The 14,209-nt window shown below is 40.6% G+C and carries 16 protein-coding genes; 7 read left to right on the plus strand and 9 right to left on the minus strand.

The window, feature by feature from the left end; all coding sequences use genetic code 11:
- Positions 1-334: 334 nt before the first annotated feature.
- Positions 335-802 (minus strand): HPP family protein, encoded by a 468-nt coding sequence (locus WC407_RS05515; protein ID WP_373021598.1) that lies wholly within the window; start codon positions 800-802, stop codon positions 335-337.
- Positions 803-936: 134 nt separating this feature from the next.
- Positions 937-1,578 (minus strand): Crp/Fnr family transcriptional regulator, encoded by a 642-nt coding sequence (locus WC407_RS05520; protein WP_373021599.1) that lies wholly within the window; start codon positions 1,576-1,578, stop codon positions 937-939.
- 174 nt (positions 1,579-1,752) lie between these two features.
- On the opposite strand from WC407_RS05520, the gene WC407_RS05525 reads away from it, so the two are divergent.
- The 6 genes from WC407_RS05525 to WC407_RS05550 all read left to right on the plus strand — a co-directional run bounded on the left by WC407_RS05525 (position 1,753) and on the right by WC407_RS05550 (position 7,764).
- Positions 1,753-3,393 (plus strand): cytochrome D1 domain-containing protein, encoded by a 1,641-nt coding sequence (locus WC407_RS05525; RefSeq protein ID WP_373021600.1) that lies wholly within the window; start codon positions 1,753-1,755, stop codon positions 3,391-3,393.
- Between the two features lie 34 nt (positions 3,394-3,427).
- Entirely contained in the window at positions 3,428-3,697 is a 270-nt protein-coding gene (locus WC407_RS05530; RefSeq protein WP_373021601.1) for a cytochrome c, read from the plus strand.
- 102 nt (positions 3,698-3,799) lie between these two features.
- Complete coding sequence (locus WC407_RS05535) at positions 3,800-4,921, plus strand: radical SAM protein (RefSeq protein WP_373021602.1); 1,122 nt, start codon at positions 3,800-3,802, stop codon at positions 4,919-4,921.
- Positions 4,918-6,006: a cytochrome D1 domain-containing protein gene (locus WC407_RS05540; protein ID WP_373021603.1), complete on the plus strand. Its 1,089-nt coding sequence runs from the start codon at positions 4,918-4,920 to the stop codon at positions 6,004-6,006. Before WC407_RS05535 ends, WC407_RS05540 begins: the two co-directional genes overlap by 4 nt.
- Positions 6,003-6,749 (plus strand): uroporphyrinogen-III C-methyltransferase, encoded by a 747-nt coding sequence (cobA, locus tag WC407_RS05545; RefSeq protein ID WP_373021604.1) that lies wholly within the window; start codon positions 6,003-6,005, stop codon positions 6,747-6,749. The genes WC407_RS05540 and cobA overlap by 4 nt, the downstream gene beginning before the upstream one ends.
- A 1-nt stretch (position 6,750) precedes the next feature.
- Positions 6,751-7,764 (plus strand): Lrp/AsnC family transcriptional regulator, encoded by a 1,014-nt coding sequence (locus WC407_RS05550; RefSeq protein ID WP_373021605.1) that lies wholly within the window; start codon positions 6,751-6,753, stop codon positions 7,762-7,764.
- Between the two features lie 22 nt (positions 7,765-7,786).
- Here WC407_RS05550 and WC407_RS05555 read toward each other — a convergent pair whose 3' ends face one another.
- Entirely contained in the window at positions 7,787-8,386 is a 600-nt protein-coding gene (locus WC407_RS05555) for a bifunctional precorrin-2 dehydrogenase/sirohydrochlorin ferrochelatase (RefSeq protein ID WP_373021606.1), read from the minus strand.
- Positions 8,387-8,496: 110 nt separating this feature from the next.
- Between WC407_RS05555 and WC407_RS05560 the strand changes: the two genes are divergently transcribed.
- The gene (locus tag WC407_RS05560) at positions 8,497-8,910 is read left to right on the plus strand and encodes an Rrf2 family transcriptional regulator (RefSeq protein WP_373021607.1); all 414 of its coding nucleotides are present in this window, start codon (positions 8,497-8,499) and stop codon (positions 8,908-8,910) included.
- Here the strand turns inward: WC407_RS05560 and WC407_RS05565 are convergent.
- From WC407_RS05565 to WC407_RS05590, 6 genes are read right to left on the minus strand one after another with little or no spacing between them, the layout of a single operon-like run.
- Entirely contained in the window at positions 8,905-9,168 is a 264-nt protein-coding gene (locus WC407_RS05565) for a cytochrome C oxidase subunit IV family protein (RefSeq protein WP_373021608.1), read from the minus strand. The two genes, WC407_RS05560 and WC407_RS05565, sit on opposite strands and share 6 nt — an antisense overlap.
- An 11-nt stretch (positions 9,169-9,179) precedes the next feature.
- Entirely contained in the window at positions 9,180-9,779 is a 600-nt protein-coding gene (locus tag WC407_RS05570; RefSeq protein WP_373021610.1) for a cytochrome c oxidase subunit 3, read from the minus strand.
- Positions 9,772-10,563 carry a CbbQ/NirQ/NorQ/GpvN family protein gene (locus WC407_RS05575; protein ID WP_373021611.1) on the minus strand — a complete coding sequence of 264 codons (792 nt, stop codon included), beginning with the start codon at positions 10,561-10,563 and terminating at the stop codon, positions 9,772-9,774. Before WC407_RS05575 ends, WC407_RS05570 begins: the two co-directional genes overlap by 8 nt.
- Positions 10,564-10,575: 12 nt before the next feature.
- Positions 10,576-12,342: a nitric oxide reductase activation protein NorD gene (locus WC407_RS05580; protein ID WP_373021612.1), complete on the minus strand. Its 1,767-nt coding sequence runs from the start codon at positions 12,340-12,342 to the stop codon at positions 10,576-10,578.
- Positions 12,342-13,724: a cbb3-type cytochrome c oxidase subunit I gene (locus tag WC407_RS05585; RefSeq protein ID WP_373021613.1), complete on the minus strand. Its 1,383-nt coding sequence runs from the start codon at positions 13,722-13,724 to the stop codon at positions 12,342-12,344. The genes WC407_RS05580 and WC407_RS05585 overlap by 1 nt, the downstream gene beginning before the upstream one ends.
- Before the next feature lie 9 nt (positions 13,725-13,733).
- Positions 13,734-14,180 (minus strand): cytochrome c, encoded by a 447-nt coding sequence (locus WC407_RS05590; RefSeq protein WP_373021614.1) that lies wholly within the window; start codon positions 14,178-14,180, stop codon positions 13,734-13,736.
- Positions 14,181-14,209: the final 29 nt, after the last annotated feature.

Here is a 14,209-nt window from a genome sequence, read left to right on the forward strand (position 1 = left end):
TCCCCGGTGTCAAAGGGCTTAACGGCTTACTTAAAGCCGCCTATTACAAAGCCGGTGATGTCTCTGGTTTTACTGCAAATACCAGCAAAATCTGGCTTCAACTCGACTATAAATTCTAAGATTCTCATGCCCTTCGGGGCATAATGTGCAGGCAGCAACACTTCATAAAAAAACAGACCTCCTTAAGCTTGTTTATAAGAATCCTTACCGCTGCTTGCCCACTATCACATAAACTTCACACTTATTGTTTTACACTAATCACCCCTAAATTGACAACTCAGTTCAATCTATATTTCGAATAAATCGCATATTCATGTTTTCGCAATTCGTTTAGCTACAACACAAATTTTTTCTTGATTTTTTCAATTCCAATAGCAATTATTATTAGAGTTAGCAACCCCAGTAAAAGCGGTTCTAATAGGTAAATGGATAAATGCCCCTGAGTAACAATTAAGAAATTGGCACCCGCCGGAGGATGTATCACTTTAGCGAGATGCATGAGCATGATGGTTATCCCCAGCCCAGTTCCTATAGAAAACCATCCGCCATCCGTATACACAAGCACAAGCGTTCCCATTATTGTTGCAATAAAATAACTACCAAAAATATTCCATGGTTTTGAGAATGGGCTAGCAGGCGCGCTAAAAAGGAGAACAGCCGTTGCACCAAAAGGAGCAATTATCATCATCGTATCAGCTTTTTGGGCAATCAGTCCGATTAAGGACAAACCTATAAATGCCCCTACTCCGGCAATCATACTTTCCGTAAAATGGAAAAAATTTCTTTTTTTTATTGGGTGCATATTTCATTAACCTCATAGCACTTTTATTTATAAAATAATACTACTAAATAGTGGTATATATCTTTTATAAATCACATTAATTTACATGACGTACATGTATGTTGATCGATATAAAACCACAATCTCATAAATAGTCATGTAAAAAGCTCATACAAACCCTCTTTATTTAGGATCTGAAATTTTTTCCCATCATCACTGATAAGACCAAGAGTTTTAAGTTTTCTAAGTGTTCGAGAAAGCGTTTCATGGGTCATATTAAGAATCGTAGCAATTTTATTATGTTTCAATGTAAGATAGAACTTTTCGTTGTCATACAAAAATTTTGCAACGCGAGAAGTAGCGTCGAGAGTCAGATGGGTCGTAATAATATTCTCAAGAAATTTTACTTTTTGGGAAAGCGATTTAATGACTTCAAATGCGATAAGGGGATTTTTTAAAAAATTCTCTTCAAATACGAAGTAATCAATCTCTGCCACTGTAACATTTGTTTCACATTTAGCCGTTGCCGGAAAAGGAATACGATGAAGATTTGCCATCTCAGCAACCATTGAATAGGGATAAAAGTAATGTAAAACGATTTCATTTCCTTTCATATCCGTTTTATACGCTTTGAGTATCCCCTCAAGCAGAATAAAAAGCTTCACGGACGGATCTCCTTCATAAAAGACTATCTCCCCTGCGTTGTAGCGCTTTATTTTACTGATGTGACTAAGCTTTGTAAGATCATTCTCTTCAAGTTGTTTGAATAAAAAAATGTTCTTTAACTGTGTATTCATCCAAAGCCTTTTAATACATGAAAATTCATTATATTTTAGTTGATTTTAAAGAAAAACGTATTGATGTAAGTCAAATATCCGTTATGTAAAAAAGTTGATCTACATCAATGCATTCCGTTTTAGTTTAATAGTAAACTCTCGCTGATAATGAGATTGTAGACAAGGAGTAACGAAATGAAAAAAATTCTAAGTATAACTCTTGCTGGAGCTTTATTGGCAAGCATTCCACTTATAGCAGGCGAGTCCAAAATGGATGTTGCCAAAATGTTTGAAAAAGAGTGTCAAGGATGCCATGGTCCAAACCATGAAGGGGGAGTGGGAAGCAGTCTTGATCCAAAAATAATTGGCAAAAAGAATGCGTATTTTCTTGTAGAGACAATTATGGGAGGGCGAGCAGGAACTGCTATGCCTTCCTTTAAAGGAAAAATGAATAAAGAAGATGCCGATAAAATGGTCGATTATCTTCTCAAATACGAACATCAACAAATAAAAAATCTTACCCTAGATGATGTGGCAGCAACCCATCAAGTTCTACTGGATCGTGAAGAGCTGTACAAAAAGTACCCTGCCCCGACCGATGTCAAAAGTGTTCATGATATTGTTATCTTTACTGAGCGTGATGCTTCCAAAGTTGGGTTTATCGATGGAACAACAAACAAAGTTCTTTCGAAACATGAGTCAGGATTTGCAACGCACGTAACCGTGGTGAATAAGCGTATTCCTCGGTATGTGTATAACATCAGTCGTGATGGTTGGGTCAATATGTTTGACCTTAATGCTCCAGGGCAACCAATGATCGCAAAAATTCGTGTTGGTAGTGATAGCCGTGGGCTGGCGTGTACTCCAGATGGTAAATACGTTATGGCTGGTAACTACGTGCCTGGTGGAGCTGTATTACTTGATGCTATGACCCTTAAACCGCTCAAAGTTTATCCAACGAGCAGCGTCATTGATATGGATGGAAATCTTGGGACGTCGCGTGTTGCATCGATTGCGGATACCCCTTATGGACCGTACATTGCCTTTGCACTGAAAGATGCCGGACATGTGTATATCATCGACTACTCCAAGCCTGATTTCCCCATTGTAGGAGATATTCCGGGAATTGGGAAAATTTTACATGATGCATTCTTGAATGAAGGAGAAGAAATCGGGCGATATTACATGATCGCTTCTCAAGGGAGTGATGTCGTAGGAATCGTAGACTTTAAAACTAAAACGTTAGCAGGTAAAGTGTATACCGGTCCGGGCAGCAAACCTCATCCAGGACAAGGGTCAAGCTGGTATTCTGAAAAATTAGCTCGACAATTGCATGCAACGGTGAATATGAATCTTGGTCAAACAACCGTTTGGGATAATAAATGGAATGTTGTCAAACAAATTAATACTGAAGGGGGTGGATTATTTGTCGGAACCAACGAAAAAACTCCTTATGTTTGGGCTGATAATGTCATTGGCGGTGAAGCCAACTATAATAAAATTGATTTAATCAATAAAGAAACATTAATGGTAGATCGAATTATTGAAGCCAACAGTGATGGAACCATTAAACTCATCAATCCAAATACCCACAAGATCATCAAAGAGTGGTCAACAGGTGCACTTAAAAATGCTAAAGGAGAAGCAATTGTCCCACGTTTATTGCATGCAGAGCCTGCTATGCACGGTGAACATATGTACATCTCCGATTGGACAGGCGGACGGATTTTGGTCTTCAATGCCAAAACAGGTGAATACATTACCCAAATCGATGGACTAACGACTCCTACCTTTACCTATTCTATTGAACACCGGATGGAAATACCGGGTGCATAAGTTAAAAATAGGAACCTTTACGATTCTCTTAAGCATGCTGAGCTTAGGTGCGAATGACGTAACTAAAGGAGAAGTGCTGTTTCTGAAGCTCTGCTGGGGGTGTCATCATCCAACAGCCGAAGCTTTTGGACCCTCATTTCAAACTATTGCCCGTAAACGAACAAACAGTGAAATACAAGGACAGATAACGCGTCCTGATCTTCTCTATAAACAATTAGGTTACACCCGTAATGCCATGCCACCCTTTACCCTTACGAGCGAAGAGTTGCAAGACATTACAAAATATATACAAAGTTTTAAATAATATTTTTTCTCGGGGTTGTCTCATTATTCTCAAGACCTCCAACTCTTATAGTGAGACAACTCTGAGAAAGAATATTAGTATATTAAGAGCTTGGAGGGTTCTATGTTACGAGTTTCAAATTTAATTCGCGCTTCACTTCTAGGAAGCAAAGAGCGGGTTCTTGATGGCACAATTGCCATTTGGAATCTTACCAATCGATGTAATTTATCGTGCTTACACTGTTATTCCAAAGCGACATTGGAGAGTGCGGATGCATTAAGTACCGAAGAGATTTTCATAACTATGTCAGAGATGGCACAAAGCGGTATCAAATTTATTATCTTTTCAGGGGGAGAACCGCTGACCCGCAATGATATTTTTAAAATTGCCACCTATGCCAGAGAGCTTGGAATCATCACCTATCTCTCCACCAATGGACTCTATATTCACAAAAGCAATGTTGAAAAAATCGTCGCCGCATTTGATTATATTGGAGTAAGTATTGATGGTCGTGAAGAGACACATGACCACTTTCGAGGTCTGAAGGGCTCATTTAAACTCTCTCTCGAAGCCATCAAACTTTTACTCAAATATTCCGATCGTGTAGGTATCCGATTTACACTCACCACCCAAACACTTGACGACCTCCCCTTTATCTTCGAGCTTGCCGAATCACTGAGTATCCCCAAAGTCTATATCTCTCATTTGGTCTATTCTGGGCGCGGTCTTGAAAATCGTGCGATGGATTTGGGTATAGAACAACGTATGAATGCGGTTAAATTTGTCCTATCCAAAGCGTTTGAGTATTACGAAACCCATAAGCCTATCGAAGTGGTGACGGGGAATATGGAGATGGATGCGATTGCCCTCTTAAAAGAATTCTCACTCCGATACCCAGAGAATTCCTCCGCATTGCATAATCGTCTCCTCAAATGGGGAGGAAATTCAGCAGGACGGAAACTGGTTAATATCGACAGTCACGGCAATGTCAAGCCCGATCCGTTTTTCCCCCTGACCCTTGGCTCCATCAAAGAAAAGTCCTTTGGCGCAATCTGGAACAATCCTAATGATGAACTCCTTAGCGCACTGCGCACTCACCCAAGAATTCTTAAGGGGCAATGTCGTGAATGTGAGTATCTAAGTATTTGCAATGGCGGTTCTCGTGCCCGCGCCTATGCCGTACATGGCATATTAAACGGGGATGATCCATCGTGTTATCAAACTTTTCACAAGGATAGTGTATGAAATCTCTAAGTTTTTTACTTTTACTCTTAACGTCATTGTTCGGCAATGAAAAACTATTTGTAGTGGAGCGTGAGAACTCCTCTCTGGCAGTTATCAAAAACGGCATGCTCAATGATCGCATAGATAATATGCACAATATGAACCATGCCACTGTAAAATTTGAAGGAGTGGATGGATATGCTATTACACGAGACGGTTATGTCATCAAATTTGACCCCGAAAAGAACATAAAACTTGCCGAGTATCAAGTTGCTCATAGCTCCATCGGTTTTGTTGTAGAGCCTCATTACGTAGCAGTTGCCAATTACGATACGAAAACCGTTGAAATTCTCGACCGTAATCTCAAACCTTTACAAACCATCCAAACCGATTCTAAAAATGTCGGGATTAAAACCTATAAAGATAAAATGATATTTGCTCTGATGGACAAAGATGAGCTTTGGGTATTTCAAGATACTACTCACGGAAAAACAATACCTTCTTTTTCTTTAACCAAAAAATTTGAAGCGGTCGGAGAGATACCTTTTGATGCAATGATTAAAAGCAATCTCTATATTGTTGGATTTTTTAACTCTCCGTGGATAGGTGTTGTTAATTTGGACACAATGAGTTATAAAAAAGTCCCGATACATAAAGAAGAAAATAAACCTGTTTTAAAAGTTCCCCATTTCGGATTTTGGAGCATCGGTGAGCATACAATTTTTATCCCCAGTGTAGGCGAATCTGCGATAATGGCATTTGATAACGACTTCAACTTTCTCTCTCGAATCCCAACTGAAGGTCTTCCTGTATTCACATCTCTCAGCCCAGACAAAAAATGGTTGGCGGTGACGTTTAGCGGTAAAGATTTCCCAATTGTTCAGATTATTGATACCAAAACATTCACAATAGTAAAAACTCTTAAATTTGAGGGAAATGTCTTACATGTACGATGGAGTGAAGTAGACCCGCAGCTTTTTGTCTCCGTAAATACCGCGGATGAGATACAAATTCTCGATACGCTAACCTGGGAAAAACGAGGATCCGTCCCCGTCAAACGTCCATCCGGTATTTTTTTATACCAAACATCAAAGGAGCGTAAATGAGCGGTAAAGTCTATCTTACAGGTGCGGGTCCGGGTGATCCAGAGCTTTTAACCATCAAAGCACGACGGGCAATTCGTCAAGCCGATGTAATCTTATACGATCACCTTGTTAATGAAGAGATTTTAAAGGAAGCCAAAGCGGGAGTACTCCTCATCTATGTCGGTAAAGAAGACAGACGTCACACCATGCCTCAAGAAGAAATTAATGCCAAGCTCCATGAGTATGCGTTGAAATATCCCAAAGTTGTCCGTCTAAAAGGAGGTGATCCACTGGTGTTTGGACGTGGGGGAGAAGAGGCTCTGTTTCTTGCTAAAAATGGAATTGCATTTGAATTTATCCCTGGAATAAGTTCAGCAATAGCTGTTCCTACCTATGCAGGCATTCCGCTTACCCATCGAGGGATTAATACTTCATTTCGGGTAATGACGGGACATCAAGCCGCATGTCACAAATGCGGAAAAGATCACGGGTTTGATGCAGGGGTATTACGTGAAAATGAGACTCTGGTTATCCTTATGGGATTACACGGATTGGAAAAAATTATTGCCTCATTGGTAAAAAACGGTGCATCGCCCTCAACCCCTTGTGCCATTATCGAAAACGGAACCATGCCGACCCAAAAATGCGTTACCGCAACCCTTGCAACCATCGTAGAAGCATCCATTGTGATGAATTCACCCGCCATCGTGGTGGTTGGTGAAACAATAGGACTTCAAGAGCAATTGCAATGGTTTGGAGTCTAAGATGAACAGCGGTGATTTTTTAGCTGTAGTCCAAGAAGGATTTCCTCTGTGTATACGTCCCTTTTTGGAACTGGCTACACGGCTGAATAGTACGGAAGAAGAGGCTATTGAGCTGTACTCGCAACTCAAAGAAGAAAAGATAATCCGTCAAACCTCAGCAATTTTGGATACCAAACGACTAGGCTATCTCTCATCATTGGTCGCTTTCCAGGTAGACGAAGCCGAACTTGATCATGCAGCCGCATTTATTAGCACCCATCCGGGAGTAAGTCACAACTATAAACGTGCCCACGCTTATAACCTCTGGTTTACGATTGCTGTTCCTCCAGATTCAGCACTAGGCCTGGAACATACTGTTGATTTACTCGCACGCAAAGTTAGAGCAACACAATCAATGCTTCTTCCGACATTAAAAATGTTTAAGATATCAGTCAAACTCGATACCAATAACTCCAAAGAACTCAAAGAAGAAGTGCTCAAAAAAGAGATTGTCCCCATCGAGCTCAGTGCATTACACTATCAAATCATGGCTCAAATACAAGAAGATTTAACCCCCTGTGCCGAACCATTTGCACCAATGATTGACTTTTTAGGGATTGATTATTCCCTCTTTTTCGCATGTATAGACGATCTCTCACGTGGTGGATATATGCGTCGGTATGCCACTATCCTTAACCACAGAAATGCAGGCTTTATTGCTAATGCAATGGTTGTTTGGGATACTGACGATGCCGTAGCCGAAACCATTGGCACAAAAGCCGCTGAATTCTCTGCTGTATCACATTGTTATTTACGACCAAAATTCAAGGGATGGAATTATAATCTTTTTACTATGATCCATGCCTCTTCAAATGAAGAATTGGGATTAATAATTAAGAAAATGGATGCAGAGTTAGATGCACGTGATCACTTCGTTCTCACATCTTTGCATGAATACAAGAAAATACGAATCAAATATTTTACTCACGATATATATGCATGGGAATTACCCTTTAGAGGAAGAACTTTATCCTAATATATTTTTTTCAATGAAATTTTCATGTATTTAACGTTTTTTTAGCATATTCAGCCATCTGCTTCATATAACTTTGTGCTTCTATGTCAAGAAACTGCATTCGATCTTTTCCTTTGGGCATGGTTGCTCTCTTATCTCGCATTACTGCCAAAAAATTTCCAATATCAAGAGGAATGAGTTTCTCAAAAAATCGTCGTAAATATTTAGCAAAAGCAGGTGATGCACCTGACGTCGAAATTGCTACAATCAAATCCCCTTTCCGGATAACAGACGGGAATATAAAATGACAATATTCTGCCAAATCAACAGCATTACATAAGATTTTTCTGCGAGTTGCTTCATAAAAAATATCGCGCTGCAGTCCCAAATCATTTACCGCAACAATCACAATATCGATGGAATCCAAATCACTCATAGCAAATGCTCTATGCTCTATTTTGACACTGCTTTCGTCAGCCATCTTCTGCATAGAATCAGATATTTCCAACGCCACTATAGAAATGTTATTTGTCCATTCGCGTATACGGCTAAATTTTTCGCATGCTATAACCCCTCCCCCCACTAGGAGAAATGCTTTTTCTCGAATATCCATAACCATCGGAAAATAACATGGGTCTTGCATTCAATACTCTTTTTTGCTTAATTTTTATATAATACTACCATAAAGTAGACAAATATATTATCCAAAGAAAACTTTGCTAAAATACCCTAATTACAATAGAAGGACAGGTGATGCATTTTTCGAAAACTACCGAATATGCCATCCGGGTATTGTCCTATCTGCACCGATACCCATCAACCTCTCACTCTGTAAATGTATTGCATCAGAAATTAGATCTTCCTTACAAATATCTTACCAAAATGATGACCGAATTGGTTAAAAAGGGACTTGTCAATGCCTCTAGAGGACGGGATGGAGGACTAAGCCTTGCAAAAAGTGCTGAAACCATCCATTTATGCGACATTCTCGAGGCAATTGGGGAACCACTTGAGTCCGAGCGCTGTATTCTAGGATTTGAAAAATGTGATGCTTCCAATCCTTGCGCCCTGCACGATCAGTGGGCAATGCCAAAAGAGATGATTGAAACAATGCTTACAACCACTACCCTAGCCTCTCTTGTCAATAATAAAGAGACAAAATTATAATTTTTGCAATGGTAAATAATATGTCATAGCAACTGTAAATAATACAACAGTAAGCCAAACTGTTGGTATTATTCTGTATCTAAGTTCAACCTCTTTTAAACCCATAAAATAATCAATTACCAGTTGCCCTTTGATAAACGTACTTATCAACAAAACGAAAACTAAAAATGTATTTATCAGGTTTAAGTATCCTACGAAAAATGCAAAAGCGGTAAGTAATATCAAAATAGCCCAAACTCTTTCTGTCATCATTTTCATAGTAACAACTCCTATCGTAGAATATACACTAATGGGAAAAGAACAATCCACAGTAAATCCACCAAATGCCAGTAAATAGCACCTGTTTCAAGGCCTCTGTGATCCTCACGGTTGTACCCTTGTTTTTTTGTTTTTTGATACAAATTAAACAAAATTATGACACCCAAAAAAACATGCATAAAATGGAACATAGTCAATAATAGATAGAACATAAAGAAGATATTGGTACTGAGGGTAATTCCTTGACTAAATATATGGGAAAATTCTGTTAGCTTTAAAACCAGAAAAAGTATCCCAAAGAGCATAGCGGACAAAAGCCATTTTGAAGCGATAGTACTTGCTTCATAACGGCTCTCGTACGTCATATTTTTGATTTTTTGAATGGCTTTTACGATAAAAAAACTGCTCGTGATCAAAAGAAACGTATTGACAACTCCTATATTCTTGTTGAGTAGGAGTTGAGAGTCATTAAATAGTTGCAGATGAATTCTGCGAGAAAATGCGTACCCTATAAATAAAACACCAAAGGTGAGTAATTCCACATAGACAATAATCCATATCGCAAAATCACCCGGTGGGTAGGGCTCTTTTATGGAGAGAGTTTTAGGCATTTGAACTTTGGGGAAAATGAAGTGATATCAGCGTTTTAAGCACTTCGAGTACGTCCTCTTCATCACTAAGCGATTCGACAATCGAATGGATGCATGCCTGATAGGGATCAAATCCGTGGGCAATTAATTTTCCGGCATAAATGAGCAATCGTGTCGATACCGCTTCTTGGATATCGCTGTCGCTTAGTCGGCGGATTTCACCCGCAATAGCTACCAGTTTTTGGGCTATCGGATCCTGCACACCACTCTCTTTAAGGAGAATTTGTTTCTCAATTTCGGGCGCAGGATAATCAAAACTAAGCGAAATAAAGCGTTGTTTGGTACTGGGTTTCATCCCCTTTAACACATTCTGATACCCCGGATTATAGGAAACAACGAGCATGAAATCGGGATGGGCAGCGATCACTTCCCCGGTACGATCTATCGGTAGAACCCGTCGATAATCAGCGAGGGAGTGTAAAACGACCGTCGTGTCTTTCCGCGCTTCAATAATCTCGTCCAGATAGCAGATACCGCCGTTGCGCACCGCCTTCGTCAATGGTCCGTCTTGCCAGTAGGTTCCGTTTTCATCGATGAGGTGGCGACCGACTAAATCGGCGGCGCTGAGATCATCATGACACACCACGGTGTAAACGTCACGCCCCAACTCTTCGCCCATCGCTTCGATAAAGCGTGTTTTACCGCAGCCCGTAGGTCCTTTGATCAACACAGGGAGATTCATCCCCGCCGCCGCTTTGAAAAGCTCGATTTCATTGCCTTGAGGCACATAGTACATTTTAGACATAGTCATTTCCTTTTATTTGGTCAAATTCATGTAGATTTCGGGTAACACTTTGGGGAGTTTTTTGGCATCACGGATCACGGCATAGGAGTTTCGTCCGAAAAGATAAGGGAGGTACTCTTTCGCATCGATATCGATCGTAATGCAAAATGGCGTGATCCCTTTTTGTTTCACCTCTTCGATCGCTTTTTTCGTATCTTCAATCCCGTATCGTCCGTCGTAGCGATCAACATCATTAGGCTTTCCGTCGCTGAGAATCAGAAGAAGCTTGTTGGCACTTTGCTGTTTCTCTAAAATCTTGGCGCTTTCACGTATACCGGCCCCCATACGGGTGTAATACCCCGGTTTAATGGCATGAATACGACCGCGAACGTTGTCGCTGTAGCTCTCTTTGAAATTTTTAATGATATGAAAGTTGACTTTCGTGTTTTTGATCGATGAAAAGGTATAGATGGCAAACCGATCTTGAAGACGGTGCAACGATTCGGAGAAGACCATCAGGGCATCTTGTATCATGTCGATAACTCGTATCTCTTGGGTGATTCCCGCTTCGGTGGAGAGGGAAACATCCGCCAATATCAAGGTGGACATATCTCTCGTCTTTCGCTCAAACGTCTCGAAAAATCGCTGCGGATGATTGGAGCGGTTTTGGTGTCCTTTGTAATCGATCCATGTATCGATGTTGATCTCATCACCATAAGGAAGGTTATCTCTTTTGATCCTATCGAGTTCCATTAAATCGAGTTCACTCTGGATACGGCGCATCATTTTTTGCAGCCGCTTAGGCAATTCAATGGGTTCGGTATGGGGGGAAATCATGGGTTTTATACAGACATAGTTTTTGAGATAGACCTCTTTCTTGTAATCCCATTCATCGAGAAAATGCCCTTTGCCCAACGGATACTCTTCAACGCTATTTGCCGAGATGTCTAAATCCATTTTAATTCGTGCGGATAGGTTGGCATCTTTTTGTCCCAGCGTTATCTCATCTAAATCTTCGGCATTATAGAGGGCATCTTCATCAAAACTGTCGTTTTCCTGCCGATCAACCCGCACTTGCTCCATAAAACTCAGAATCGATTCGGGCAAAAAGAGGAGAAGTCCGTCCGTCTCTTTTTTATCATCGATCTGTTCGCTTTTTTTCTTCATTTGCAAGGTTTCACTCTTGCGCGGTTCGTCGTTTTGTCTTTCAACGTCCTCTTCATCCTCTGTATTCAGGAGCTTGCCAGAGGTAGAAAGAGAAGGATAAATCCACAAAGGATTGGGATAAGTATCCGCTGATGAGTCTTCGAATGAAGATTCAATCGTGGATAATTCAGGATAGCTACGCATTAAAAACGAGTCTGCATAGGCATAAAATTCGCTAAATCCAGCGTATGTTTCAATGAGACCATTGGCTGCATTGGTATTCTCGTGCTCTATATTCTTAGCTTTGATATTCACGTTGGCCAACATAGCGATTAACCAATAATAGTGCATTTCATTGTGTGCTTTGAGAGGAAAATAGGCTAAAGAGGCAGGAAGGTAAAGCCCTTTTTCATCTTGCCAGACAAGAAAAAAGGTTTTACCGGTTCCTGATATTTTTTCAAGCAGTGTTCGTGAGGTTTTAATCGATCTTTTGTCGGTAACATGAAGCTCTTTGGCTTTTTCACCCCCTAAGAGGTGATAAAAGAGTTTTAATCCTTTGGCAATGTCCGCAAATACAACGGTCTCCTCTTTAAAAAGACGAGACGCTTTTTGGGTGACATAGTGATCCCAGAACTTACCGACTTTTTCATCCATTACGCGTACACTTTCTCTTCTTTGACAAAGAAACTGTAAAAATAGGTCAACAGTCCCAAGAGAACCATTACCCCAAAGGCTAAACGAACCATATAAACTTTAGAAATAGCCGCTTGTGTTTCCATAAAGCCTAACGCATGAGCCGCGTCAGGAAGACGTTGCATCTCAATTTGCATAATACCTGCAACGGTTAATGCCAAGGTTAGACCGATCATACCGAGTACCATCATCCAAAAACTGGCGAGTTCCACTTTTTGCGACTTCGGTCCATTTCCATGAGGTCGTCCACGAAGGATTGGCATCGCATACGAAATCATCGTGAAACAGATCATTACATACGCACCGAAAAAGGCAAGATGTCCGTGTGCAGCGGTCAATTGCGTACCGTGTGTATAAAAGTTAACTGGTGCAAGTGTGTGCAAAAAGCCCCAAACGCCTGCTCCCAAAAAGCCCACTACGGCGGTTCCTTTTGCCCATGTCAAAGCAATTTTATTGTCATGCTGGATACGGCGATTTTTCGCCATATTGTAGGCAAAAAGGATCATCAAGAAAAACGGGATAGGCTCTGCAGCAGAGGCGATCGATCCGATCCACAACCAATAACCCGGAGTACCGATATAGAAAAAGTGATGCCCTGTTCCCGCAAGTCCGGAGATGAGTGTCATCGCAATAATCAAATAAAGCCATTTATCAATGTGCTCACGGTCAACTCCCGTTGTTTTAATAAGAACAAACGCTAAAAGAGCACCTAAAATAAGTTCCCACGTCCCCTCAACCCATAAATGGACAACGAACCACCAGAAAAATTTATCCATAGAAAGATTCGTCGGAACATAAAAGGCAAACAAAAAGAAAAATGCCAATCCAAACAGCCCCGTCAATAAAATGACCGAAATCGTCGTTTTACGACCTTTGATAACCGTCATCGTGACGTTTAAAATATACGAGAGTACAACAACAACAATACCAACCTTGGTAAGTGTCGGCTGTTCCAAAAACTCACGTCCCATGGTCGGCCAAAAGCTGTTTGCCAGTGACTCAGCCAATGTGGCATACGGGACCAATAGATAGCCGAGGATAGTTGCTACCCCTGCTGCTGCAAAAATCCAAAACGTGAGTTTTGCCAGCATCGGGCTCCAAAGTTCCCGTTCGCTCTCTTCGGGAATCAGGTAATACGTCGCACCCATAAATCCGAACAACAAAAGGACAATCAGCAAGTTCGTATGAACCATGCGCAATACATTAAACGGAATCGCCGGAAATAAAAAATCCCCAAAGAGGTATTGTGTTCCCATGGCAAGACCAAAAACAATCTCTCCAGCCAGGAGAATAAGTGCAAAAATAAAATATGGTTTTGCGACCATTTGAGATGAATATTTCATAGACTCTCCTTATCCTTTAATGTTTGGTGGCCACTCTTGATTGTTGACACGAGAGGTCCAAATCAAAAAGTCTGCAAGATTATTTACTTGTTCCGGCGTTAAATGAAACTGTGGCATTTTTCTTCTACCTGGAGCTTCTAGCGGTTGTGCCGCCATCCAACTTGCCAGATAGGTTTTAAATACTGCTTCATCTCCTCCACCTAAACGTTGAAATGAATTTCCAAGCTCCGGAGCATAATAAGCGCCTTCACCCATTATGGTATGACAACCGACACAGTTGTTGTTCTCCCATACTTTTTTTCCAAGAGCAACGGACTCGGTAATTTTGTCATCATGACTTAATTTTGGAATTTGCTTTACAGTATCAAAAGTAAGCCCTGTAAATACCAAAATGGCGAAGAGCCCTCCACCAAAGTAGATATTTCTGGCCATATTTTTAGTAATACGTTCAGTCATTTCAACCCCTTTTTATTATTCCACCATAA

Source organism: Sulfuricurvum sp. (assembly GCF_041651515.1).
Lineage (GTDB): Bacteria > Campylobacterota > Campylobacteria > Campylobacterales > Sulfurimonadaceae > Sulfuricurvum.

Excerpts from the sequence above, each read along its gene's own strand:
- WC407_RS05515 (WP_373021598.1), bottom strand. The coding sequence starts at position 802 with ATGCACCCAATAAAAAAAAGAAATTTTTTCCATTTTACGGAAAGTATG.
- WC407_RS05520 (WP_373021599.1), bottom strand. The coding sequence starts at position 1,578 with ATGAATACACAGTTAAAGAACATTTTTTTATTCAAACAACTTGAAGAG.
- WC407_RS05525 (WP_373021600.1), top strand. The coding sequence starts at position 1,753 with ATGAAAAAAATTCTAAGTATAACTCTTGCTGGAGCTTTATTGGCAAGC.
- WC407_RS05530 (WP_373021601.1), top strand. The coding sequence starts at position 3,428 with ATGCTGAGCTTAGGTGCGAATGACGTAACTAAAGGAGAAGTGCTGTTT.
- WC407_RS05535 (WP_373021602.1), top strand. The coding sequence starts at position 3,800 with ATGTTACGAGTTTCAAATTTAATTCGCGCTTCACTTCTAGGAAGCAAA.
- WC407_RS05540 (WP_373021603.1), top strand. The coding sequence starts at position 4,918 with ATGAAATCTCTAAGTTTTTTACTTTTACTCTTAACGTCATTGTTCGGC.
- cobA (WP_373021604.1), top strand. The coding sequence starts at position 6,003 with ATGAGCGGTAAAGTCTATCTTACAGGTGCGGGTCCGGGTGATCCAGAG.
- WC407_RS05550 (WP_373021605.1), top strand. The coding sequence starts at position 6,751 with ATGAACAGCGGTGATTTTTTAGCTGTAGTCCAAGAAGGATTTCCTCTG.
- WC407_RS05555 (WP_373021606.1), bottom strand. The coding sequence starts at position 8,386 with ATGCAAGACCCATGTTATTTTCCGATGGTTATGGATATTCGAGAAAAA.
- WC407_RS05560 (WP_373021607.1), top strand. The coding sequence starts at position 8,497 with ATGCATTTTTCGAAAACTACCGAATATGCCATCCGGGTATTGTCCTAT.
- WC407_RS05565 (WP_373021608.1), bottom strand. The coding sequence starts at position 9,168 with ATGAAAATGATGACAGAAAGAGTTTGGGCTATTTTGATATTACTTACC.
- WC407_RS05570 (WP_373021610.1), bottom strand. The coding sequence starts at position 9,779 with ATGCCTAAAACTCTCTCCATAAAAGAGCCCTACCCACCGGGTGATTTT.
- WC407_RS05575 (WP_373021611.1), bottom strand. The coding sequence starts at position 10,563 with ATGTCTAAAATGTACTATGTGCCTCAAGGCAATGAAATCGAGCTTTTC.
- WC407_RS05580 (WP_373021612.1), bottom strand. The coding sequence starts at position 12,342 with ATGGATGAAAAAGTCGGTAAGTTCTGGGATCACTATGTCACCCAAAAA.
- WC407_RS05585 (WP_373021613.1), bottom strand. The coding sequence starts at position 13,724 with ATGAAATATTCATCTCAAATGGTCGCAAAACCATATTTTATTTTTGCA.
- WC407_RS05590 (WP_373021614.1), bottom strand. The coding sequence starts at position 14,180 with ATGACTGAACGTATTACTAAAAATATGGCCAGAAATATCTACTTTGGT.